22 protein-coding genes and 3 pseudogenes are annotated in these 23,490 nt (G+C 58.9%); 10 read left to right on the top strand and 15 right to left on the bottom strand.

Annotated elements, in window-relative coordinates:
• Positions 1-322: 322 nt before the first annotated feature.
• From HGO40_RS03290 to HGO40_RS03275, 4 genes and pseudogenes are all read right to left on the bottom strand, one after another.
• Positions 323-748: a type II toxin-antitoxin system HicB family antitoxin gene (locus tag HGO40_RS03290; protein ID WP_186707265.1), complete on the bottom strand. Its 426-nt coding sequence runs from the start codon at positions 746-748 to the stop codon at positions 323-325.
• A gap of 17 nt (positions 749-765) precedes the next feature.
• Positions 766-931: pseudogene (locus tag HGO40_RS03285) on the bottom strand (type II toxin-antitoxin system HicA family toxin).
• A 438-nt stretch (positions 932-1,369) separates the two neighbouring features.
• Positions 1,370-1,661: pseudogene (locus HGO40_RS03280) on the bottom strand (type II toxin-antitoxin system RelE family toxin).
• Positions 1,651-1,890, bottom strand: coding sequence for a type II toxin-antitoxin system RelB/DinJ family antitoxin (locus HGO40_RS03275; RefSeq protein WP_122317152.1), 240 nt, complete (start codon positions 1,888-1,890; stop codon positions 1,651-1,653). Before HGO40_RS03275 ends, HGO40_RS03280 begins: the two are co-directional and overlap by 11 nt.
• Positions 1,891-2,454: 564 nt before the next feature.
• On the opposite strand from HGO40_RS03275, the gene HGO40_RS03270 reads away from it, so the two are divergent.
• The 5 genes from HGO40_RS03270 to HGO40_RS03250 all read left to right on the top strand — a co-directional run bounded on the left by HGO40_RS03270 (position 2,455) and on the right by HGO40_RS03250 (position 7,732).
• Entirely contained in the window at positions 2,455-2,733 is a 279-nt protein-coding gene (locus HGO40_RS03270; RefSeq protein ID WP_024619250.1) for a DUF3077 domain-containing protein, read from the top strand.
• Positions 2,734-3,014: 281 nt separating this feature from the next.
• The gene (locus HGO40_RS03265; protein WP_250961871.1) at positions 3,015-3,266 is read left to right on the top strand and encodes a helix-turn-helix transcriptional regulator; all 252 of its coding nucleotides are present in this window, start codon (positions 3,015-3,017) and stop codon (positions 3,264-3,266) included.
• Positions 3,259-4,524, top strand: a complete 1,266-nt coding sequence (locus HGO40_RS03260; RefSeq protein WP_250961870.1) for a type II toxin-antitoxin system HipA family toxin — start codon at positions 3,259-3,261, stop codon at positions 4,522-4,524. The genes HGO40_RS03265 and HGO40_RS03260 overlap by 8 nt, the downstream gene beginning before the upstream one ends.
• Positions 4,525-4,809: 285 nt before the next feature.
• Positions 4,810-6,417 (top strand): methyl-accepting chemotaxis protein, encoded by a 1,608-nt coding sequence (locus tag HGO40_RS03255; protein ID WP_250961869.1) that lies wholly within the window; start codon positions 4,810-4,812, stop codon positions 6,415-6,417.
• A gap of 157 nt (positions 6,418-6,574) precedes the next feature.
• Positions 6,575-7,732: an ATP-binding protein gene (locus HGO40_RS03250; protein WP_250961868.1), complete on the top strand. Its 1,158-nt coding sequence runs from the start codon at positions 6,575-6,577 to the stop codon at positions 7,730-7,732.
• Between the two features lie 110 nt (positions 7,733-7,842).
• On the opposite strand, the gene HGO40_RS03245 is transcribed toward HGO40_RS03250, so the two are convergent.
• Both HGO40_RS03245 and HGO40_RS03240 read right to left on the bottom strand, forming a co-directional pair.
• On the bottom strand, positions 7,843-8,520 hold the full coding sequence (locus tag HGO40_RS03245) for an RES family NAD+ phosphorylase (RefSeq protein ID WP_186707269.1): 678 nt from the start codon (positions 8,518-8,520) through the stop codon (positions 7,843-7,845).
• Positions 8,520-8,930: an MbcA/ParS/Xre antitoxin family protein gene (locus tag HGO40_RS03240; protein ID WP_060739641.1), complete on the bottom strand. Its 411-nt coding sequence runs from the start codon at positions 8,928-8,930 to the stop codon at positions 8,520-8,522. The genes HGO40_RS03245 and HGO40_RS03240 overlap by 1 nt, the downstream gene beginning before the upstream one ends.
• Before the next feature lie 358 nt (positions 8,931-9,288).
• Between HGO40_RS03240 and HGO40_RS03235 the strand changes: the two are divergent.
• Positions 9,289-10,212: pseudogene (locus HGO40_RS03235) on the top strand (LysR family transcriptional regulator); the annotation flags it as partial.
• Here HGO40_RS03235 and HGO40_RS30615 read toward each other — a convergent pair.
• The 9 genes from HGO40_RS30615 to HGO40_RS03195 form a co-directional block, all read right to left on the bottom strand.
• Positions 10,213-10,407: an AzlD domain-containing protein gene (locus HGO40_RS30615; protein ID WP_353050712.1), complete on the bottom strand. Its 195-nt coding sequence runs from the start codon at positions 10,405-10,407 to the stop codon at positions 10,213-10,215.
• Between the two features lie 20 nt (positions 10,408-10,427).
• Complete coding sequence (locus HGO40_RS03230) at positions 10,428-11,141, bottom strand: AzlC family ABC transporter permease (RefSeq protein WP_250961867.1); 714 nt, start codon at positions 11,139-11,141, stop codon at positions 10,428-10,430.
• Entirely contained in the window at positions 11,138-11,575 is a 438-nt protein-coding gene (locus HGO40_RS03225) for a GNAT family N-acetyltransferase (protein ID WP_186707274.1), read from the bottom strand. Before HGO40_RS03225 ends, HGO40_RS03230 begins: the two co-directional genes overlap by 4 nt.
• Before the next feature lie 13 nt (positions 11,576-11,588).
• Positions 11,589-12,335, bottom strand: a complete 747-nt coding sequence (locus tag HGO40_RS03220; protein ID WP_250961866.1) for a 2OG-Fe dioxygenase family protein — start codon at positions 12,333-12,335, stop codon at positions 11,589-11,591.
• A gap of 290 nt (positions 12,336-12,625) precedes the next feature.
• Positions 12,626-13,912, bottom strand: a complete 1,287-nt coding sequence (locus tag HGO40_RS03215) for an OprD family porin (protein WP_250961865.1) — start codon at positions 13,910-13,912, stop codon at positions 12,626-12,628.
• A gap of 248 nt (positions 13,913-14,160) precedes the next feature.
• Positions 14,161-14,832, bottom strand: coding sequence for a DsbA family protein (locus HGO40_RS03210; RefSeq protein ID WP_250961864.1), 672 nt, complete (start codon positions 14,830-14,832; stop codon positions 14,161-14,163).
• A 306-nt stretch (positions 14,833-15,138) separates the two neighbouring features.
• Positions 15,139-15,339, bottom strand: coding sequence for a hypothetical protein (locus tag HGO40_RS03205; RefSeq protein WP_057449186.1), 201 nt, complete (start codon positions 15,337-15,339; stop codon positions 15,139-15,141).
• 244 nt (positions 15,340-15,583) lie between these two features.
• A complete protein-coding gene (gene aguA, locus HGO40_RS03200; RefSeq protein ID WP_250961863.1) occupies positions 15,584-16,690 on the bottom strand; it encodes an agmatine deiminase in 1,107 nt (368 codons plus the stop codon).
• Between the two features lie 255 nt (positions 16,691-16,945).
• Positions 16,946-19,858, bottom strand: coding sequence for an aminotransferase (locus tag HGO40_RS03195; RefSeq protein ID WP_250961862.1), 2,913 nt, complete (start codon positions 19,856-19,858; stop codon positions 16,946-16,948).
• A 206-nt stretch (positions 19,859-20,064) separates the two neighbouring features.
• Here HGO40_RS03195 and rfbB point away from each other — a divergent pair, with 206 nt between their 5' ends.
• From rfbB to rfbD, 4 genes are read left to right on the top strand one after another with little or no spacing between them, the layout of a single operon-like run.
• Positions 20,065-21,147, top strand: a complete 1,083-nt coding sequence (rfbB, locus tag HGO40_RS03190; RefSeq protein WP_250961861.1) for a dTDP-glucose 4,6-dehydratase — start codon at positions 20,065-20,067, stop codon at positions 21,145-21,147.
• Positions 21,144-22,019: a glucose-1-phosphate thymidylyltransferase RfbA gene (rfbA, locus tag HGO40_RS03185; protein WP_250961860.1), complete on the top strand. Its 876-nt coding sequence runs from the start codon at positions 21,144-21,146 to the stop codon at positions 22,017-22,019. Before rfbB ends, rfbA begins: the two co-directional genes overlap by 4 nt.
• Positions 22,016-22,561, top strand: a complete 546-nt coding sequence (rfbC, locus tag HGO40_RS03180) for a dTDP-4-dehydrorhamnose 3,5-epimerase (protein WP_250961859.1) — start codon at positions 22,016-22,018, stop codon at positions 22,559-22,561. The genes rfbA and rfbC overlap by 4 nt, the downstream gene beginning before the upstream one ends.
• Complete coding sequence (rfbD, locus tag HGO40_RS03175; RefSeq protein WP_250961858.1) at positions 22,558-23,442, top strand: dTDP-4-dehydrorhamnose reductase; 885 nt, start codon at positions 22,558-22,560, stop codon at positions 23,440-23,442. Before rfbC ends, rfbD begins: the two co-directional genes overlap by 4 nt.
• The last annotated feature ends 48 nt before the right edge of the window (positions 23,443-23,490 follow it).

Below are 23,490 nucleotides of genomic sequence, written 5' to 3'. Positions count from 1 at the left end.
GTTCGTCTGGTGCCGCACCATACAAGACGAAGCCCTCGCAGAAATGCGAGGGCTTTGTTGTTTCTGGGTGTTCACTTTTCATCCGCCCCCTGAAAAACCTGTGGGAGCGAGCTTGCTCGCAATGAGGCCATCAAACCCACCGACAATCTTTCCGCCAGGACAACGGGAAGCCTTTCCTGGCCTCGCTCAACCAAACAACATCTTTTGCCAATGATCCTCACCCACAATGGCAATCGAAGCACCCGCCTCCCAATGTCCAGATACAAAAATGCCCCCGACAGCGACGTTGTGGGGCCTTGTCGCCAGCGATCAACCACTGGGCTTAGGCTGCTTCCACTGAAAGCGAGAGGCGGCGACCGAGTTGTTCCAAGGCGCGCTCGACGTTCTCGATCTTGGAGTGGTGCAAGAAGTCGACCAGACGATCTACTTGAGGCCTTTGTACGTCCAGGCGGCGCGCCAGCTCGGCTTTGCTCATTCCAGACTCCAGAAGCGCATTCCACAGCCCAACCTTGGCTGCAGTTAGAGCAGGCAGGCGGAGCAGGAAATGGTCTGTCTTCCCATCTGGTTTACCGTCGGGAATTGCCCGACGTTCATCGACGTAGATGGACAATGCTGTCTCGATCGCATCAAGGGCACCGTCCAAGGCGTCAGCGAGATTATCGCCAGCGGCGTGCATTTCCGGAATTTCCGCGCACGACAGCCAGACGCAGCCTGGCTCCTCGTGAATTTCCAACGCATATTCAAACATGCCGCTTCTCCTCTGCCTCAACTACGGGTACAGCTAGGCCTCAATCCTTCACCCATTTCCTTGGCTCCATGGTCGGGAAACACAGTTGACCTGCCATTCAAGGAACCTGAGGTGACTGCCCTTCCGGGATTGAAACTCAACCCCTTGGGCTTTCAACCATCGCCGAAACTCGCTGTATTTCATGTGCATCCTTCGCCGTTTCGGTGGAGCACACCGTGCAACAAAAAAGATGCGCTCGCAACATTTATGTTGCGCTTCGATTTGCCGGGCGATGCCCATCAGTCTCCCTTTTGGTGCCGTGGAATAAGCCTTCATATGCGCCACGCGGGCTAAGAGGCAACAATGTCCGATGGCCCCAATGACCATCGGACATCGAGATCACCGACGAGGAATGAAATAAGCCACGTTACCGATCGTCATCAACCAAATATGGGTTGAACTGTCGACCGGGGTATCGTTACCAAACAAGATCATGGTTTTCATGAGTTGAACTCCAGCCAGGAGGAGTGGACCTCAGCCGAAAATGGCCGAGGTTGTTCCTGACTAAGAGTATTTATAGGGGGGCGCAAAAAAAATGGATTATTTTGATCACCTTTTCGATGATCGCACCGACCGCCGAACTCAAGCACCTAATCGCTCAGCCGCTTTCCGATAAACCTGATCTCGTTCACGTTTGTCGACGGCCACGACAAACACCACGACCTCCTGATCAATCACCTGATAAACCAACCGATAACCGCGGCTCCGCAGCTTAATCTTTTAGCAATCAGGAAAAGGCATGCAGTCGGTTTGCTTCGATGCGCGAATTGGCCAGGATCGTAGTGAGCTTTTTTTTGAGCTTCTCACGGACGGTATTCCCTAGCTTTTGCCATTCTTTTAGTGCCCGTGCATCGAATTCGAGGCTATAGGTCATCTAGCGAAACCTTGACCCGCTGCGGGGCTGCGAGTCGCTCGCGCACCGTTGCGAACAAGGCTTCATCGTCCTCGGTCATCAGGACGGGCTTGAACGGTAACTGGCCGCGCTCCGCTACGTACTGCAAGGCTTGGCGCATCAGCTCAGAAGGGGTAACGCCGAGTTTTTCCAGTTCGCGGTATGCACGCGCCTTTAGGTCGTCGTCGATACGGACGTTGATGGAAGCCATGAGATGGCCCTCAATGTAATGACATTGGTCTTTACATTGAAGGAAAAGCCTGAATCCGGCGAGTCCCAGAACTCACCCACCTCCAATCCAGGGTTACAAATGCTTTCATTAGGACGTTGACGACCTTTTCCAGCAACCTAAAATGGCTGCCAAATACCCGCCAAGCCTAGGTTGACCCGGTCAGCATGCTCAAATCGTGCGGGTTTTTTATGCGCTAAAACGATGAGATGTTTCGGCATATCCGCGCATGCAAAACGAAGCCCTCCCCCGCCAGCATCGCGCCACGATTGCACCCTACCCAATCGCCCGCTACTCTCTGATCGTCGCTGCCAATTCAGCGACCGGGCGTAGGAAACCCGAAGTAAATCAAGGCGCATCAGCTGCGTCTCGCTTACTATTGCAGGCGCTTTTTTTGTGTCTGCGATATGCGTTATGGCGGCTGTGCGCGGGACACCTTCGGGTGTGCCGGGTGCCTTGATTCCCGGTTTTCCTACCCCGTGCATGGCCGCCACCCAATCCCGTAGGAAAGGACGGTTGCGGCTCTCACAGTCAAGGAGCCAGACAATGCCAAATCCGCAAGACCTCAAAACCCCAGGCCTAACCCCCTTCTGCTACCACTCCGACCGCCCGCTCTTCCGCGTCAACAGCGGTATCCCCATCGGCGAAGCCCTGTCCCACGCCTCCGACCTGCTCCACGTTGCCAAGGTCCTGGCCGAGGACGCGGCGATGATTCGCAGTACGGATCGGTATGCCTGGGCGTCGTGTTATTTGCAGGATATGAGCAAGGCCGTCATCGATGATGTGGTGAAGGTGCTTGAGGCGCCAGGGAGCAATCCGGCCTAAGGGCTGCCACTGCAATGCTGCTCTGAGAGGGCAGCATTGAATTTTATTTGCGGGAGCGGATGAGGGAAGGGCTGTTTCAGCCCAGCGGGAGCAAGCTCTCTCGCCACAGGAAGCAAATTCCTACGAGATTTTCAGAAGCAAAGTTTCAGGTGTTGTGATCAGCGGTCAGTATGCTGAATGTCACTTTCCCATTCGGGATGCCCGTCACAAGACGCTTGAAATCTCCGCTATTAAGGACATACTCAGGGCTCTCTCGAAAAAAGTCCGTTATGGTGGACATCATGCTCATTCTCAATCCTTCAGCTCTCGGCGAAAGAATACGTTCGCTGCGCCGTGCCAAAGGCTACAGCCAACAACGTCTCGCTGAAAAAGCCCACTGCAATCGCAAGACGATCATCGACCTCGAAGCCGGTGAAAACGTGGCCATGTACACCGTGTTTCGGGTCGTGTCTGCATTGGGAATGGCACTGGAAATCGTCGACAAACGCATTGATCTCAAATCCCTGGCAGATCTGGTGGAACATGATGAGTAGGGTCAAGTTGCTCAATGTCATGACACCACAAGGCTATAGCGGCGACTTGTCCAAAGGTTCGCAGTTCTCGTTTGCGTATGCCAGTGCCGAGGCGCCTCGGGAGGTTTCGCTGGTCATGCCCTATGACCCTACGCCTTCAGTTAGCAATGTCCTTCATCCGATATTCGACATGAATGTGCCTGAGGGTTTTCTGGCGGACCAGATCAAGCGTCGGATGGCCAGGCATATGCAGGTTGATGATATGCGCCTGTTGTCGGTAATAGGTGGCAATCAAATCGGGCGACTCAGCTATCTAAATCCTGTCGAGGCTTCGGTGCCTGTTCTTGCTCAGGTCGGACTGCAGGACATTCTGTCGGCGGACATTTCACAAAGCGTTTTTGATTTTCTGGTCGATACGTATTTCGAGTCGGGTATTTCGGGTGTGCAGCCCAAGGTGCTCGTGCCTGACTTGGACAAGCTGACGGGTGATCGAAAAACCATGCTCAGCTCCGATCTGATCGTTAAATCCGGTGCTGAGGAGTATGCCCATCTGGCGCAAAACGAATTCCTTTGCCTGGAGGCGGCACGCCTGGCAGGGCTTGAAACGCCGCCATTCTGGCTCTCGGAAAACGGCGAGTTGTTTGTTATGGAGAGGTTCGACCTGACCCCTTCCGGACGGCTGGGGTTCGAAGACATGGCGGTATTGCTCGGCCTGCATAAAGACCCCCACGACAATTACAAATACTCTCAAAGCTACGAAATTCTTGCCGCAGTAGTGGAACAGGTATGCCGTCATGCTGAACCGCTTCGCGAGTTGGAGCGCTTTTTTTCTTCGGTGTGCCTCTCGGTGATGGTGCGCAACGGCGACGCCCATCTAAAAAACTTTGGTGTTATCTATACGCATCCAGACGCACTGGAAAGCGTGCGATTGGCGCCGGTTTTTGATGTCACCACCACCACGGTTTATGAACACTACAACCCCAAGTCTGGCCGTTCGCTGGTAGACCGCACATTGGCGATCAAGATGAACAAGGTAAAAACTTATCCTGATCGCAAGCAATTGATCGAGTTCGGTCGTAAGCATTGCAAAGTCGATAAGCCCGCCTTGATCATCGAACGAATCGCCGATGCGATGAGCCAGGCGCTGGCAAGCAGCGGGTATCGAATCGATGGAGGGTTGCTGGAGGGTATGCGAGGAGAGTGGGACGCGGGCCGGTTTGCCGCACTTTATGACTCGGCACCGTTGCGCTTCAGGGAGAAGCCATTGGCGCAAAAATGAACTCGGCTTATGGTTGCAAGGATCTTGAGCGTGCCGGCCCCCGTCGCAAGGGGAGCCTGCTCCCGCTCGGAGGCGAATCCGCCGTAAAACCGGTGCGTGCGATAGAGCAGGTAAAAGGAACGGGCTACCTATATCGCAGCCCAGCGGGAGCAAGCTCCCTCGCCACGGGCTCATCTAATCATTCCCCCCGCCGATAGCCTTGAATAAGGGCATTGCCTGTTCCAAGGCTCCGCTTGCGCTCAACTACACTTCCCAGAATTCCCCCGCTCCAAGGAGCAGTAAGCGATGAAAATCCGCACCAAGGTCATAGGCTCGGGGTTGGTCAGTCTTTCTTTTGCGCTGTTGCTCGGCGGAATCGGGTTATGGGGTTATCACTCCATGACCGAGGCCCTGGTGCAAAACGAGACCAGTATCTCGGCCATGCGCAAGCACATGGAGGCGGACATGATGCACGACGCCATTCGTGCCGATGTGCTCGCCGCCCTGCTGGTGAAGCCGGGGGATGCCCAGGGGGCGAAGGAAGTGTTGGAGGCGTTCGATGAGCACACACAGCGAATGCGCAAGGTCATCGCCGAAAACGCCGAGGCGAAGTTGCCGGGAGATATCGCCAAGGCGATTGGCGAGCTTAAGCCACAGGTCGAAACCTACATCGATAAAGCCAAACAAGTCATTGGCAAGGCGCTGAACGGCGCCCAGGATGGCCAGGCGTTGCGGGCAGAGTTCGACGGGGCGTTTTCGGCGCTGGAGGAGCGCAACGAAGCGGTGAGCGAGCTGATCGAGAACCAGGCGCAGTCATCACGCGAGCATCAGGATCACAGCATTCACACCTCGGAGCGCTGGCTGATCGCGACGTTGCTGGCCACTTGCGTGGCGCTGGCGCTGTTGTCGTGGAGCCTGCTCAAGGCGGTGCTGACGCCGCTGAACAAGATCATCCTCAATACCCAAGCGATTTCCCAAGGGGATTTGCAGCGGTCGATGGGCGCTCAAAGCAAGGATGAGCTGGGTCAGTTGCAGGGCGTGATCGAGCAGATGCAGACCAATCTGCGACAGATGATCGCCACGATCCGCAGCCAGAGCGATGAGTTGCACGGCACCTCCCAGAACTTAGGTAATACGGCGCGGCAGATTGTGTCCAGCGCCGATCAACAGGCCCAGAGCGCGACCAGCATGGCGGCGAGCATGGAGCAGATGATGGCGAACATCAGCCAGATCCATCAGCACGCCGACAGCGCCCGGACGATTTCGGCGCAGTCCGAGCATTTGGCGAGCAGCGGTGGCCAAGTGATCCTCGGGGTGGTGGAAGGCATGAACCGGATCGCCGAGGTGGTCAACCAGTCGTCCAGCAAGATCACGGCGCTGGACGCCTCATCCGAAGACATTCATTCGATTATCCAGGTGATCAAGAGCATCGCTGAACAGACCAACTTGCTGGCCCTCAACGCCGCTATTGAAGCGGCTCGTGCCGGTGAGGCGGGCCGTGGTTTTGCGGTGGTGGCCGATGAGGTGCGCAACCTCGCGGCGCGCACGACGCAGTCCACCCAGGAAATCACTGCGATGATCGAGCGCATCCAGTCCAGCGCACGAGACGCGGTGTCGAACATGCAGGCGTGCGTCAGCCGTGTGGACGAAGGCGTCAACCTGGCCCAGCAGGCCGGGGTGTCCATCAGCGAAATCCGCACCGGCGCCCGACATGCCGCCGAAGTGGTGGAGGAAATATCCCAGACCATTGCCGAGCAGTCCAAAGCCAGTGATGAAATGGCCCAGCGTGTGGAGTCGATTGCCGAGCAGTCCCGTGAAAACACCCGTTCCATTCACAACCTGACGCAAACGGCGGATCAATTGAACGATGCGGCGGGGTCGATGCAGGCTTCGGTGCAGCAGTTCAAGATTTGATCATCAGGTGGCAAGGGAGCTTGCTCCCCGGGAGCACAGCAGCCCTTCAGTCTCCACTGATCAGCGAGCAAACGTTTCGCTTCCAGCCTGCGCAAAATCTTATGCTAAATTATGGCTCAGCAATAATTATGGCTAAGCCATAAAACAGGATAATTGCATGAGCAGCATTTTCCAGCGCCCGGAACTGGCTGAAAGCATGGCCAACCAGCTTCTCAATCCTGGGGTTCTGGACGAAGGTTTGCGTTCGGGCCTGTTTCTATCTGGGTTACGTAGAACCGGTAAAACGACTTTTTTGCGAAGTGACCTGATTCCAGCCCTGGAAAAAGAGGGTGTGCTCGTCATTTACGTGGACCTCTGGAGCGATACCCTCGCCAATCCGGCCACCTTACTGCACGACGCCATTCGTAAAACGCTACAGGAATTACAGACACCCACCTCTGGGCTGTTTGAAAAACTCAAGCGGGTCGGCGTCGTCGATATGGGTGCGGCAGGATTCAAGTTCGGCTTCAAACTTGAAAGCGTCGGTGATGTTGGAGGCACGACGCTCGCGCAAGCGTTCACCGAAGTTGTCGATCAAGCCAAGACCGACCTAGTGCTTATCGTCGACGAAGTACAACACGCCATTGCCTCTGAAGACGGCAACCAGATGTTGCTCGCGCTGAAAGCCGCTCGCGACGCCATCAACCCCCGACCCAATACCCCAGGCTACTTTCTGTTCATCGGCACCGGCTCTCACCGAGCACAGGTCAGCGAACTCACAGCAAAACGTAACCAGGCTTTTTCTGGCGCAACTTCCACGGCGTATCCCGTCCTGAAAGGCGACTATGTCGAGTACCTGCTGAACAGCCTGGCAATGACTGTCAACCGGCACAAACTGCCGTCGCTTGAAGTCGCAACGGAAGCGTTCAATACCCTTGGCAACCGCCCGGAAGAAATGCTCAAGGCCCTCAGGCAAGTCTTGCAACAAGAGGGTAATCCGGACCTGTTCTTGCCCGTCATCGCCAGTACGCTGCGTTCTGCCGCAGCAAACATCGAACTTGAGAAGGTTGAGCAATTGGGCAGTCTGGCTCAAGCCATTTTCAATAAAATCGCCTCGGCAGCGGGGGATGCTCGCGGAATTTTTTCCGTTGACGCGGCAGCTGAATACTCAAAAGCCGTGGGTCGAGACGTTCGTATTGAGGAAATTCAACCCGTGGTGATTGCGTTGGTGGCCGAAAATATCATCATGCGTCGCGGGCATGGGATCTACGCGATTACAGATCCGTTCGTTCAGGAAATATGGTTGGAAGAACAAGCGTTGATCGCGGCAAGTTGATTCACAGACGGGGGGGCTGCTGCGCAGCCCAGCGGGAGCAAGCTCCCTCGCCACGAATTGATTCCTGTACGGACCACTGCTGATTCTGCCGGGTGCTTTTCTATTCCAACTCACACCTCGCTCACCTCAAACACAAACGAAATCTCCCGCTTCTGGGCACTCCAGACATACCGAATATGCTTGCCCTGCACCGGAATCGAAACCGCCGGCGGGCGAAACGCGGCCACGCATTCGTGGCCGGGCAATCGGACGCTGTTGTACAGCAGCCCCCACGACAGGGTTTCACGCAGTTGTCGGGCGAACACTTGAGATGGACCGTAGGCGGTAGGGTCCGGGTCGTGGAGGTGGGGATAATCGTGGCGGATGTCGTGCAAGGGTTTGACGACCTTGTTGACGTAGGTGCGCATGGTCAACTCAAGGTCGGGCTCGTTGGTTGCGCCGAGGAATCGTGCCTGGTGGTAGCAGGTTTCGGCAATGGCCGCTTCCTGGCTGCTGGCTGCGTAATAGACGCCGAAGGTGCCGTCGCTGAAGCGGCTGCTCTTGCCGATGTGAGTAAACGCCGCCATCACCGGCGAGGAACCGGGCCCGGAAATACGGTCCTCGGGGCGTACCCGGGACAGCACCCCAGCCTGTTCCATCAGCCGATCGTTGGTCAACGCTTCCAGGGCGTAGGCGGTGGGCAGGTCTTCGGGGTCAAGTACGTCTTCAAACAGCGAAATCGGCGGGAAGCTGCTGTTGACGATCCGATAGGCCCGTTTCCATTGCGGGTCCGCCAGTGGTGGCACCATCAGCCGCGCACTCCGTCGAGGTATCGCCGCACGTCAGCGATGTCTACCACCCGACCGGTCAACATGTAGGACAGCGCCGACTGGCCGTTGAACGGTGCAGCAGTGTTGGGGCTGCTGACCCACTGATAGGCACGGTCCCGGCTGTTGCTGAAGATGATGCTCAGCGCCTTGTGAATACCCATGAGGTAGGAAATGCGCTCCAGCGTATCGCGAGGCAGCCTCACGTTTTCCGGCAATTGCTTGTACTTGTAGAAGGTCGTGTTGCCCACCTTGCCCAACAAAGTACGCTGCTGCTCGACGCTGCAACCCCAGAGCGCCATGAGGTTGAAGAAAAACTTCAACGCGACTCGACCCGCGTCCGGGGAATCCAATTGCTGCTGTGCGTTGAGGGTGATGGAGGAAGTCGCCATGGGTTTGGGCTCCTTTGTAGCGGGGTGGTGCTTAGAGGATAGTACAGATATGGATTATTTTTAAGTTTTTATTCGCAAATGGATTTCATTGATTCTCCATTTGAATATCCCGGCATGACTTCAAGATCAATAAAACGTCAAGCAGTCCACATATATACCCCTCGGCAAACCAATCCCGGCCAGCAACGACTGGGCAAAACCCCCAGATCCCGCATAAGCTCCAACCATCGCCTCCCGGCGCTTTTCGGCACAAAATCGCGACAAGCGTGGCAAGGTGCATGATGATAGCCAGCATGACCCCTGGCCTGACCCAGGTGCACAACAATAGCGAGCCCACTTAAGCAGAGGGCATTACCTCATGGATAGCAGAACCCTACGCAACCTCATGCGTATCGTGCAGACCGGCTCGTTGTCGGCAGCGGCCGAGCATTCGTGCCTCACGGTGCAGGCGTTGGCGGCGCAATTGCACAAGGTCGAGGAGCAGTTTGGTTTCCGATTGTTCCGCCGCTCGAACAAAGGCCTGACGTTGACGAGCCAGGGCTCGGAACTGACCCCCTTCATGGATCAGGTGCTGATTGCCACCCGGCAATTGGAAGAAAAAGTCGCAGCGCTCAAGACGCCGCGACAGCGCACGCTCAAAGTGGCGCTCAATACCACCCTGCCGGCGGAGTTCAACCGGCGGATAATCGACCGATTGATCGCAGTGTTTCCCCAGTATCAGCTGGAGTTCAGCTACGCCGAGTCGATGGAGAATCTGAGCAAGCTCAGGAATGAAGATTTTGACCTGGCGATCCTGATCGGGCAGCAACAGGGTGGCTTTACCAGCATCACCATGCCGGATGTGCAGGTGCGGGTGGTCGGTGCCCATTGTGGCGACGAGGACGATTCCCTTGGCCTGCTCGGTGACAAGTTTCAGGTGCGTCCGGCAGAAGAATGTCCGTATTCCCACAGTTTCCTGCGTTTTCTCGACGCTGGCCTGGGCGAATACGGGTCAAGCCACCGCATGGTCTATTCCTGCAGTGAAACGCTGACGTTGTCGCTGATCACGCAGCTCGACGGCCTGGGCCTGGTGTCCCGGGAGGCCGCGCTGGGCAACGGCTTGGCGATTTTCCCGGACTTCGAGGATTTCCTTGAGGTTCGCCTGGCGGTGAACAATCCCGAGTTGTCTGGGCAGGCGCTGCACGATGTGGTGGACCTGAGGCTACAGGAACGAACCGAGCGCGATGTACGCCGCCGTGCCCAGCGCCACACTGAGAAACAGGTTACGGCTGAAATACGCACATTACAGCGTCGGAATCGCGGCATAGAATTCAGGGCGATCGAGTTGTATCTGCTGGTCCTTGATCAGCAACGGGGTCAGGCTGATGGCAGCGACAATTGCCACGGGCAGGTATTCCAGGGCACGGGCGACGAAGGGCGGCCAGTGGTCGGTATTGATCTGCAACGGCAGGGCGCGCGGCAGGAAGGTCACGGCCATCATCAGGACCACGACCAGGATCAGGAACGTTTGGTCAGGCATACGCCTACCCCGCAGCCAACGAACGTGGCAATGAAGACATTGAACGGCGAGCTGCCCAGCAGGCTCAGCCCGCCCATGCAGACGACAGCCGCCAGGGCCGCGATCAGTTTGTTGCGGGTGTCGCATAACGAAACCAGCACATAGAGCATCATCGCCGTCAGGGCATAGTCGAGCTGGTATTTGATGAGGTGCGCCGCATATTGCGCACACACTGCGCCCAGCAAGCCACCGAGCACCCAGGATGTATGGCAGAACAGGTTGAAGCCGACCAGGTAGCGCACGCTCACCGGCGCCCCGCTGCCGAGCTTGACGCTGTGGAACGCGAATGACTCGTCCGTCAGCCCCGCCGCGTAGCACCAGCGTTCGAAACGACTGAGCCCCAGCGCGCGCAGGGCCTTGGCCATGTAGACCGACATCAGCATGTGCCGCGCATTGATCAGGAACGTGGTGAGCACGATGGTGGTCAGCGAGGCACCGCTGGAAATCAACGCCAGCGCCGCGAATTGCGAAGCGCCCGCGTAGACGAACAGGCACATCGCCACCGGCAACCACAGGGGCAGCCCGGCGTTGACCGCCATCAGACCGCACACAAACGAAACCGTGAAATAACCCGCTACCACCGGACTGGCTTCAGCAAAGGTACGCGAGGCTTGTGGTTCGACCGCCAGCGGCTGGCTGGAAGTCTTGTTCATAAATCCCTCTCGAAGGTGATTTCACCCCGAGGCTCACAGAACCCCTGGGCGGCCCAGAAACGCTTGCCGGCCAGATTAGCATCGTCGACGAAAAGGAACATGCGCAGCACGCCCACCCGCTTCATGTCTGCCGATGCCGCTTCGACCAGGCGCTGGCCCAGGCCTTTGGTGCGATGCTGCGGGCTGACCGCCAGGTGATTGATCGTGCCGCGGGTGCCGAGCATACCGCCGATCACCGCGCCCACCACTTCACCGCTCGCATCAATGGCCAGGTACGCGGTGGTGGTGTCCTGCAACAACACACCACGCAAGAACCGGGCGTCCTGCCATTCGCAGAACGACACTTCGTCGAAACCGCGAAAGAACCGCTCCAGCCGCTCGGCGTCCCGGACCATGGCCCGACGCAACAGGACTTGCTGCGTCAGGTCGTCCATGGGTTCGAGCCGTTCAGCGAACAATGTCGAAAGCGGTCCCGGGCCGCGAGAACGAAATGGCGAGGATCTGCCGGTACGCCATGTCATGGCTATGGGTGTTGCGCGCCGGGGTTACGTAATGGCGCATGTCGCGATCCAGGAAAAACGTGGTGTCGAGAATGTCCTCGTAGGTCGTCGCCGCCAGCTGTTCTTCCTGGGCGGTGTACAAGCGGCTTTCCGCCCCCGCCACATTCTGACGGCCCCAGAAGTGCACGCCGCTGAACGGATAACCGTCGCAGTGAATCCCTTCAGGAGTGATTTCCAGCTGTTTGCCCGGCTTGATTTCGATGCGGATCTGATGGATCTGGCACTGCCAGATTTCATCGTGCAGTTCCTGCGGCAGGACGTTCTTGTACACCTCGAAGTCCGTGTCGATCAGGCTGCGCATCACCGGCGAGTTGATCACTTCGTTGGAGAAGTCCTCGAAGTGCCGCTCCAGTCCGCCGACATAGCTGTTGTTGGCCTTGGACTGAACGTAGGCCCGGTGTTCGAGCTGCGTGAGCTCGCGGGTCGTTGGGTTGTATTCGAAGTCGCTGTAGCGGCGAAAACGCATGCCTGACTCGGCTTGGCCGTAGTAACTGTCGGGCTCCATGTTTTCCCAGCTTTTGGTCAGCCGGACAAAGTCGCCGAAATGACCGTAGAGGTTGAAGTCCCCACCGCGAACGTTGACGTATTTGTCACGTCTCAGCGCTTCGCCCACTTCCCTGTTCAGAACGATCATTTTTCATAGGTCTCCACTGCGTTGAGCGGCCTAATCTAGTAGGTGCAGGATTTACGTCCATGAGAAAGTATTTGAGGCATTTCAAGCGGCGCTTGAAACGGCGGGCAACGTTACATAAAGACGACTTTTTCTCGGGGAAACAGGCGATTCCAGCGGCTTTTCTTGGGCTAAAAGCCAAAAGAACCCGAGCTTGGCGTCGCCATGCTGTTCACTTCAGGCAGGCATGAATCAACTGTGGCGAGGGAGCTTGCTCCCTCGCCACGGCTATCGACTTACAACCTGATCAGGCCTCAGAAGACGCTGATCGGATAATCCACGAACACCCGCAGCTCATTGCCGCTGACGTTGTACTCGCTGGATTTCTGCGACACCCGCAACACAGAGCTGCGCAACCTGACACTCAAGTCTTTGGCCGGGCCGTTCTGGACCACGTACTTGAACTGATTGAAGATCTCGCGCTCGGTCCCGCCTTCGCTGGTGGACGTGGTGATGTTATCGCCACGTACATAAGCGACGTTATAGGTCAGGCCCGGTACGCCGAAGGTGCTGAAGTCCAGGCCGTAGCCCAACTGCCAGCTGCGCTCATCTTCAGCGTTGAAGTCGGACCAGTAGGAGTTGGCCAGGTAGATCGTGTTGCCGCCATCACCCACACGGTTCTGCTCGCGCTGATAGCCGCCGTAGGCGTAGCCCAGGTTACTGTCGCCGGTGCTGCGCTGGTGGGCGAGCGTGAAGCTGTGCGGGCCAGTGGCGAAAGTAGCGGCCAGGCTCCAGATCTTGTTGTCGTCGCCGGTGACGTTGTTTTCACGAACGTAGCTGTCGTCCAGCTTGGTGCGATAACCGTTGAAGTCCAGGGTCAGGGATTGATCCTTGGCCAGTGGGAACACGTAGTTGGCGTTTACGTATTGCTTCTTCAATACGTCTTCGACATCCGAGGCGTAGAGCGATGCCTTGAACTGCTCGGTGAACTGATAGCTGCCGCCCAACACGTTGATCGACTTCAGGCCACCGCTGTCATGGCCTTCGGCGCTCTTGCGCGATTCGGCGGTGAAACGACCGGCGTTCAGTTCCAGCCCCTTGATCTCCTTGGAGGTGATCAGCGTGCCGGTGTAGCTTTCCGGCAGCAGGCGCGAATTGTCATAGCTCAGCACTGGCAGGGCCGGCATCTGGTCACCGTAGGCCAGTACGGTATTGGAAACGCGGAACTTGACCGCCGCACCGAACTTGGACAAGTCATCGGCCGCGCTGCCGCTGTCGCCTTGCTTGAAGAAATCGATGCCTTGCGCACCGCTACGCCCCTTGCCGCCATCCAGACGCAACGCGTACAGGCCAAAGGCATCGACACCCACGCCCACCGTGCCTTGGGTGAAACCGGACGAGAACGTACCGATGGCCGCCTGGCCCCATTCGGCCTTGTCCTCTCTGCCGTCCTTGTAGTCGCGGTTGATATAAGCGTTGCGCAACAGCACTTTCAAGCTGCTGTCTTCAACGAACCCCTTTGACTCCGCCTGGTCATTGGCCATGGCGTGTGTCGTGCTCAAGATCCCCAATGCGATCAAACTGATGCGCTTGTTCAACATGATTATTTTCCTTGTACGGGTTGATACGCACCGCGGCGAGCAGCCGAAATGGCGCTTTGCGCTCTTTTTCGGACTCTTGCTCCTGGAAATAATGAAAAGGCCCGCCCACGTCTGATCGTGTCGGGCCTTTTTATTATTTAAGAGTCATGGCTGTCAGCCACAGGCGTAGGGCGAATCCTAGTCGTGCCCTCAAGAGCGTGTCAATTTCGTGAATCGTCTTTAATTAGGCAAAAAATGTCTAAGAACAATCAAAACGAACAACCATCCAGACCGCAAGTGGCTGATGGCGCAGAGGCCTGCTCCGGCAGTGCTTGCTTCAACCATTGGGCGAATGCCTCGGGCTTGCCCAGCCAGGGACCGATGTCGATCAGCGTGAACTGGCCGTCCTGCTCCAGAGCCAAGGTCGGAAAGCCCTGGCCGCCAACCTGGGCGAGCAAGGCGCGACTGGCCTTGATATGCCCTTGCACATCAGCCACGCGGAACGCCGCCAGGAACGCCTGGGCCGGCAGGCCGATGGATTGAGCGAGCGCCAGCAGGACGGTTTCGTCCGCAATGCGCCGCCCTTCGACGTAGTGTGCGGTTTGCAGCCGTCCTAGCAGTTCCAGGCCATGGCCGCCGAGCTGTTCGGCCGCAAGGACGGCGGCGGTCGGCGGCGCCGAATCGAACACCGCGCTGTGGTCGCGCAGCAAACCGTCGAAATAGGCCTCGCCAAAGGGCTGCCCGGAGTATTCGGCGATGCGCCGGTCGTGGGGCATCACATAATTGCGCAGTTGTGGCGAGACCTGCTGGCGATTGGTACCGGTCATCATGCCGCCGCCATGGGCGATCACTGGCAATACAGCCTGCGCCGCCTGCACCAGCGGTTTGGCGCCGTAGCACCAACCGCACAGCGGGTCGTAGAGGTAATGGAGAGTGGTCATGGAAAACTCCGCTAGCCATGGGGATTCGATGGCAGCAGGGTAGCCTCGCGAGCGCTGCGGAAAAACGCCGGAACGGCTTTCAGTGTGTTTCGTGGATCGGGCGAATGCCCACTTGAATTAAACACCGGCCCCCTGTGGGAGCGAGCTTGCTCACGATGGCAGCGTTTCAGTCAACATTTGTGTTATTTGACCCACCGCTATCGCGAGCAAGCTCGCTCCCACAGAGATTCAAGGGGATTCGAAAGCGGGTAGACACAAAAAAAGCGCTGCCATCCCGGCCAGCGCTTTTTATCAATCCGTCGAATTCTATCCTTGCATCACATCCCACAGCGCTTCCAGCTCAGCCTCGCTGAACAGGCCAGCGGGGTAGCGCTCAACGATCATCCGGCGCGGATCAGGTTCTCTGATCTGACGCGTTCCGTTGGACTTCAACCACTGCGCCAACGCTTGAAGCGACTCACCATTAACGGCCAAGGGATGGCATGTGCGCTCGCTTGTCATATTCATTCCAGCGCCCTCTCCTGGTTGATGAGCGGCTAATTTATCCAAGGTTTATGACAAAACAACCCAGCTCCCTTCCCCGGAACTGCCGCTGATCCAATACAAGAGCTATGCCAATGTATCCCTGCCCAGCGGCGAACGGACACAAAAAAACCCGCGACCCAATCGGGCCGCGGGCTTGCCGGGATGGATCCAAAATCGCCGACTTAGAGACGACGCAAGCGATATCACCAGGCTGTTACATCGCCACTCATTTTACGTACGGCGCAGGTTGCTGTTGGGTAAGGCAATGGATATTCCCGCCGCCCAGTAACAGTTCGCGTCCTGGCACCATGACCACTTCGTGCTGCGGGAACAGGTTCTGCAGGATGTCCCTGGCCGGTGCATCCAGCGGGTCGTCAAAACTCGGCGCGATGATGCCGCCGTTGACGATCAGGAAGTTCACATAGGAACCGGCCAGTCGCACGGTTGGGTTTCGTTCCTGGGAACCTTCCACCGCATCCACGCCCGCACATTCCTCTTCGGTGGCATACAACGGCCCCGGGATCGGCATTTTATGCACTGTGAACGAGCGCCCCTTGGCATCCGTGCTGTTTTGCAGCACGTCCAACGCCGCGTGGCAGCGGGTGTAGTTCGGGTTTTGCGGGTCGTCGGTCCAGGCAAGCAGGACTTCGCCAGGCCGTACGTAGCAGCAGAAGTTATCCACATGACCGTCGGTTTCGTCATTGAACAGACCGTCCGGCAGCCAGATGATCTTGTCCACGGCCAATTGCGCACTGAGCACCGCCTCGATCTCCTCACGGCTCATGTGCGGGTTGCGATTGCGGTTGAGCAGGCACTCCTCGGTGGTGATCACGGTGCCTTCGCCGTCCACATGGATCGACCCACCCTCGAGCACGAAACCTTCGGTGCGATAACGCGGGCTGCGCTCGAGCTCGAGGATCTTGCCGGCCACTTGCGAATCACGGTTCCACGGCGCGTACAGGCCGCCGTCAAAGCCGCCCCAGGCATTGAAGTCCCAGTCGATACCGCGCACTTCACCGCTGTCGTTGATCACGAACGTCGGGCCGGTATCGCGGACCCAGGCGTCGTCGCTGGACATTTCCACCAGGCGGATATTCGGCACGTCGAGGCGCGCCCGGGCATTTTCGTATTGGCCCGCGGACACCGCCACGGTCACCGGTTCAAAACGGGCGATGGCCTTGGCGACCGCCACGTGGGCAGCCTGTGCGGGCTTGCCGCCCAGGCGCCAGTTGTCCGGGCGCTCGGGCCAGATCATCCAGACCTGGGTCTGGGTCGCCCATTCGGCAGGCATGTGGAAACCATCCGCGCGCGGAGTGCTGTGCAACGTTGTCATGGGTCATCTCCTGGGCGATAGGCAGTGGTCACTTTATAGACGATAAATATCGACTAATAAAGTAACAAAAACCAATAAACACGATAGTTCATCGAAAAATACCGACAAAAATCGATTTACGAAAAACCTGTGGGAGCGAGCCTGCTCGCGATGGCGGAGTCCAAGCCAAATATTAGTTTGACTGATCCATCGCTATCGCGAGCAGGCTCGCTCCCACAGGGGAATACAGCTTCACAGCTCGGCATTCCAGATCGATTACAGCCCCTCGTCCAATACCTTCATCAGCATATCGACAAAGAAATCCACACTCTGGCGCGTAGTCACCATCGGCGGTTTGATCTTGAGGATGTTCAGGTAATCACCCGTCGGTTGCATGAAGATGCCCAGCTCCCGCAGGCGATTGCACAGCGCCGTGGTTTCCTCGGTGGCCGGCTCCAGAGTGTCGCGGTCGCGGATCAGCTCGACGCCCAGGTAGAACCCCGAGCCGTGCACTGCGCCGACCAATGGATACTGATCGATCAAGGCCTCCAGTCGAGCTTTGAAATGCCCGCCAACCACCCGGGCGTTTTCCCAGAGATTGTCCTCCTCCATGACATCCAGCACCGCCATGCCGATCTGGCAACTGACCGGGCTGCCGCCGGCCGACGAGAAGAAATACCCCTCGGCCTCCAGCGCCTCGGCGATTTCCCGGCGAGTGATGACCGCGCCCAGCGGCTGGCCGTTGCCCATGCCCTTGGCCATGGTGATGATATCCGGCACCACGCCTTGCTCTTCGAAACCCCAGAAGAACTCGCCCATGCGCCCGTAACCGACCTGTACCTCGTCGGCGATGCAGACCCCACCGCGCTCGCGCACCATCGCGTAGACCTGCTTCAGGTAACCGGGCGGCAGTGCGATCCCACCGGCGTTGCCATACACCGGCTCGCAGATGAAACCGGCCAGTTGACGTTTGCCCTCGGCAATTTTCGCCAAGTTGTGTTCGACGCTGCGCACGTAGTCCGGCGCACTGTCGGGGCCGCGGAATTCGCCGCGATAGGTGTTCGGCGCGGTCACCGGGTGCACCCAGTCCGGGCGACTGCTCAGGGCCTGGGGGTTGTCGGCGATGGAGGTGGATACCGCATCGGCGGCCACCGACCAGCCGTGGTAAGCCTCCAGCACGCTGAGCATGTCCCGTCCGCCGCTGTAGGCCCAGGCCAGGCGGATCGCCAGGTCGTTGGCCTCGGTGCCGCTGTTGACCAGGAACACTCGGTCCATGTTGGAGGGCGACAGCGCCAGCAGGCGCTCGGAAAACTCGGCGATCGCCGCATAGTGGAAACGCGAGTTGGTATTGAGCAGCGACCATTGCCGGGCAGCCACCGCCGCCATGCGCGGATGGCCGTGGCCCAACACCGCGACATTATTGAGCATGTCCAGGTACGAGCGCCCCTGCATGTCGATCAGGTGGTTGCGCCAGCCACGCTCGATGCGCGGCGGATCGACGTAATAGTGTTTCTGCGAACGGGCAAAGCTCGCATCGCGACGAGCCAGCAGCGCCTCGGGATCGGTCTCCGGCTCGGCATCGCACGCCAGCCCCAGCAGCACCGCCGGCGAAGGGCAAAGCGCCCGCCAGGCCAGGGCCCTGGAGGGCGTGCAGAACAGTGGCGGATTCACGTGGGCGCCCCGGCACAACTGGACACACAACGGCCCCGTCACTTCGCCCAGCACCTGCCCCTTGACCAGCGCCGCGCCGGAATGCAGCGGCGACGTCACGCCCCACAAGCGCACGCTCAACTGTGCACTGTCCAGTTGCAACATGCCGTCGGCAGACGTGTGCACAACCCCGGCGAACGGAGATTCGAGCGGCGTTCCCCGAGGCACACTCAACGCCACGTGCAAGGGATAAGTGTCGGGTTCGACGGCGCTGTCCGGCCGAGTGCGAGACAAGCGGTACTGCCCATAGCGGCTGGCCGCCAAGCCGTGAACACCCGCGGCTTCATCCAGCAGGCGCTGGTCGATTCCCGGCTGCTCCCAATTGCCGGCTTCGAAATGCGGGCTCAGCACCCCCAGGTCGATCAGGGCGAACTCGCGCCCTACCAGGGTCGGCAAGAGCGGCACAAAGCCCTCCCTGGCAATGGCCGGCAGGTTTTGACCGACGGCGGTGAGAATCGCCTCTTCCATCAGTTCGAAGGGCACCGAATGGGCGCCGCGGAAAATCTCCCACTCATGGGCCAGGTTGTCGCGGCTGTAGTGGTTGTCCGGGTCGATGGAAACCTGCTGCTCACCGCTGAGCACCAGCACTGCGGCGCGCGCCACGATCAGCGGCCACAGCGCCAACAGTTCCTGGTGCTGCAAGGGGTTGATCGCGTGGTAGGCCTTGATCGCCGGCAAGATAAAGAACGGATCGCCGTCGGCGTGATGCAGCAGGGCTGCGCACGTCACCGACAAGTCAGTGATGCGCCAGGTACGGACCAGGTCGCCGAAATCGATAACGCCCTGCAATTGCCATTGGCGCTGGGCATCGCGCTGCCAGACCACGTTGTCATCAGTGATGTCCATGTGGATCGCCTGCACCGGCAGGCTGGCCTTGAGCGGCTGCAAGCGCCGCTCGGCCTGTTGCGCGACCTCGGCGACCCGATGGCGTCGTGTTTCATCCTCGATGACAGGCAGTAGGTAATCGACCAGGGCCGGGGCGTGGCGCGCGTCCCATTGCAGGGTGCGCTCCAGGCCCGGGTGGTCGAATGTCGCCAGGGCCAGGTCCATTTCCGCGCACAGGCGGCCCAGGCCAGTGACAAGCTCGGGTGTCAGGTGCTTGAGCTGCGTGAGGGACTGTCCGTCGATGTATTCCAGCAGACGCATGTGAATCGCTTGGCCGTCGACGTCCAAGGTCAGCAGGTCCTGGCCGTTGATCGCCGCAATGACCCGTGGCACTTTCACAGCGTCGTGTCCGGCCAAGTGCTTGAGGGCGGCATGTTGGGCCTGGATTTCCTGGACAGCGTAGTCGCCGTGGCAAATTTTCAACACAAAGCGCCCGCGCTCGCTGTCGACGCGGTAGTTGAGGTCCTGGTTGCTGCCAAGGGGTCGCAGGTCGCCGCTGAGTCCGTAATTCGAGCGCAACAGCACCAGCGCTTGCTCGGCGCTGATCTGTGGGCTTGGCAAACTGGCGCGGTGAACCAACGTAGCGAGTGGCATACAAGGACCCCTGAGGTGGTTTGTTCGGATGCCTATCTCGCCACCGAGTCGGGGGATAAGCAACCCCCCTGTTCAAAAATATGCACAGCTCTCCTGGGAAGCTGAATAGGAGGGTGTGTCCATGGGATATTCGCTTGCACCGCTCCCGCCATGCCGACAAGCTATGCTCCTATGCTTTGTCGTACCACGGAAAAAGGCTTACCCGGATGCGCATTCTCATCACTGGCGGTGCTGGCTTCATCGGCTCGGCGCTCATACGGCATCTGATTCTCGATACCGAGCATCAGGTCCTGAACCTCGACAAGCTGACCTACGCAGGCAATCTCGAGTCCCTGAGCAGCATCGATCACGACAGCCGCTACGAATTCGTCCACGCCGACATTGTCGATCAAGCCGCTGTCAGTGCGGTGCTGGCGCGATTCCAACCTGACGCCATCATGCACCTGGCGGCCGAGTCCCATGTAGACCGTTCCATCGATGGCCCGGCGGACTTCATCCAGACCAACATCGTGGGCACCTACAGCCTGCTGGAAGCCACCCGCGCGTATTGGCAGGCTTTGGCCGAACCGCAGAAGCGCGCGTTTCGCTTCCACCACATCTCCACCGATGAAGTGTATGGCGACTTGCACGGCGTGGATGACCTGTTCACCGAAACCACTGCCTATGCCCCAAGCTCCCCGTATTCAGCGAGCAAGGCGGCGTCCGATCATCTGGTCCGCGCCTGGCAACGCACCTACGGCTTGCCCGTGCTGTTGACCAACTGCTCGAACAACTACGGGCCGTTCCACTTCCCCGAGAAACTGATTCCCCTGGTGATTCTCAACGCGCTGGCTGGTAAACCGCTGCCGGTCTACGGCAACGGCCAGCAAGTGCGCGACTGGCTGTTCGTCGAAGACCATGCCCGGGCGCTGCTCAATGTCGTCACCCAAGGCGCGATCGGCGAGACGTACAACATCGGCGGGCACAACGAGCAGAAAAACATCGACGTGGTGCGCAGCATCTGCGCGCTGCTCGAAGCACTGGCGCCACGCAAACCCGAAGGCGTCGAGCACTATGCCGCCCTGATCAGCTTCGTCCAGGACCGCCCCGGCCATGACCTGCGTTACGCCATCGATGCCAGCAAGATCGAACGGGAACTGGGCTGGACGCCTCAAGAAACCTTCGAGACCGGGCTGCGCAAGACGGTGCAGTGGTATCTGGAAAACCTGCTGTGGTGCCAACGGGTCCAGGACGGTAGCTATCAGGGCGAGCGCCTGGGCTCGCTCGACAACAAGGATGCAATCGCATGATGAAAGGAATTGTCCTGGCCGGCGGTTCCGGCACCCGCCTGCACCCGATTACCCTCGGGGTTTCCAAGCAGCTATTGCCGATTTATGACAAACCGATGATCTATTACCCGATCTCGGTGCTGATGCTCGCAGGCATCAAGGACATCCTGATTATTTCCACCCCTCAGGATCTGCCGCAATACCGCAACCTGTTGGGCGACGGTCAGCAGTTTGGTGTGAATTTCAACTATGCCGAGCAGCCGTCACCCGATGGCCTGGCCCAGGCGTTCCTGATCGGCGAGCAGTTCATTGGCAGCGATTCGGTGTGCCTGATCCTGGGCGACAACATTTTCCACGGCCAGTATTTTGGCGAGCAACTTCGGACCGCCATCAACCGACCGAGTGGCGCCACGGGGCTCGGGTACTGGGGCAAGGACCCTGAGCGATTTGGCGTGATCGACTTCGATTCGGAAGGGCGGGCGATGTCCATCGAAGAAAAACCCACCGCACCTAAATCCAGCTACGCGGTGACCGGCCTGTATTTCTACGACAATGATGTGATCGAGATCGCCAAGGCCATCAAGCCATCCAAACGCGGCGAACTGGAAATCACCGACGTCAACAATGCGTACCTGCAACGCGGCGACCTGCACGTCGAGCGCTTCGGCCGTGGTTTCGCCTGGTTGGACACCGGCACCCACGACAGCCTGCTGGAAGCCTCGCAATACGTACAGACCATCGAACATCGCCAAGGCCTCAAAGTGGCATGCCTGGAAGAAATTGCCTACCAGCAAGGTTGGGTCAGCCGCGAGCACATCCTTGAGCGCGCCCAGTATTTTGGCAAGACCGGCTACGGCCAGTACCTGTTCAAGATCGTCGGAGAAACACGTTGAACGTCATCGCCACCCGTTTGCCGGACGTCTTGATCATCGAACCGAAAGTCTTCGGTGATGATCGGGGGATTTTCTACGATAGCTTCAATTCCCGGGTATTTGCCGAGGCGACCGGCAGCACCCTGCCGTTCGTCCAGGACAACCATTCCCGCTCCACCCGGGGCGTGCTGCGTGGCCTGCACTACCAGATCGAACAGGCCCAGGGGAAACTCGTGCGCGTCACAGCCGGAGAGGTGCTGGATATCGCGGTGGACATTCGCCGCAGCTCGCCGACCTTCGGCCAATGGGCGGGCGTTCGCCTGTCGGCGCAAAACCATCGGCAGCTGTGGGTGCCGCCAGGGTTTGCCCACGGTTTCGTCGTGTTGAGCGAATCGGCGGACTTCCTCTACAAAACCACCGATTACTACGCGCCCTCAGCTGAACGCTGCATTCGCTGGGACGATCCGCAACTGGCCATCGATTGGGCGCTGGACGACGCGCCGATCCTCTCGGCCAAGGACCAGAACGGCAAGGCCTTGCACGAGGCAGACCTGTTCCCATGAGTATTCCCTTGCGCATCCTGGTCATCGGCCGCAATGGCCAAGTTTCCCGAGCACTCCAATCGCGCCTGAGCGGCATGGGCGAGTTGCTCGTACGCGGCAGCGACCAGCTCGACCTGGCGCAGGCGGATTCCCTGCGCGCCCCCATCAAGGCCTTGAAGCCCGACCTGATCATCAATGCCGCCGCCCACACGGCCGTCGACCAGGCCGAGAGCGAGCCGGAACGGGCGTTCGCCATCAATGCCACGGCGCCGGGCATCCTGGCCCAGGCAGCGGTCGAACTGGGCATACCGTTGATTCACTACTCCACCGACTACGTCTTCGATGGCCTCAAGCCCGCCCCCTACACCGAGGACGACACACCCAATCCGCTAAGCGTCTATGGACGCAGCAAACTGGCCGGTGAAGATGCCATCCACCAGGCAGGTGGACAGCACCTGATCCTGCGCACCAGCTGGGTGTATTCCACCGAGGGCCGCAATTTCCTGTTGACCATGCAGCGCCTGTTGCAGGAAAAACCGCAGCTGCGGGTGGTGGCCGATCAGATTGGCGCACCAACCTGGGCGGGCACCATTGCCGACAGCACCGCCCAACTGATCGAACGCTGGCAGGCCGGTCAAGCCGGAGCCTGGGGCACCTATCACCTGACGGCCCGGGGGGAGACGTCCTGGTTCGGTTTCGCCCAGGCCATCGGCGAAAACCTGCTCGAGCGACACAAGCCGTGCGCGCGACTGGAGCCCATTGCGTCCAGCGACTATCCGACGCCGGCCCCTCGACCGTTGAACTCGCGCCTGGATAGCAGCCGCCTGTCCAAGGAATGGGCTGTGAGCCAGCCCGACTGGCGAAGCGCGTTGCAGCGGTGCCTGGCCGGACAAGCCTGGTAAGGCCTTACAAATAGTATTTGCGAGACAACTAGGCATAATACGCCTGTC

Origin of the sequence: Pseudomonas sp. CG7 (genome assembly GCF_023701885.1) — a bacterium.
Taxonomy (GTDB): Bacteria; Pseudomonadota; Gammaproteobacteria; order Pseudomonadales; family Pseudomonadaceae; genus Aquipseudomonas; species Aquipseudomonas zanjanensis.
The sequence above is the reverse complement of the archived record's forward strand: the minus strand, read 5'-3'. Positions and strand labels throughout refer to the sequence as shown.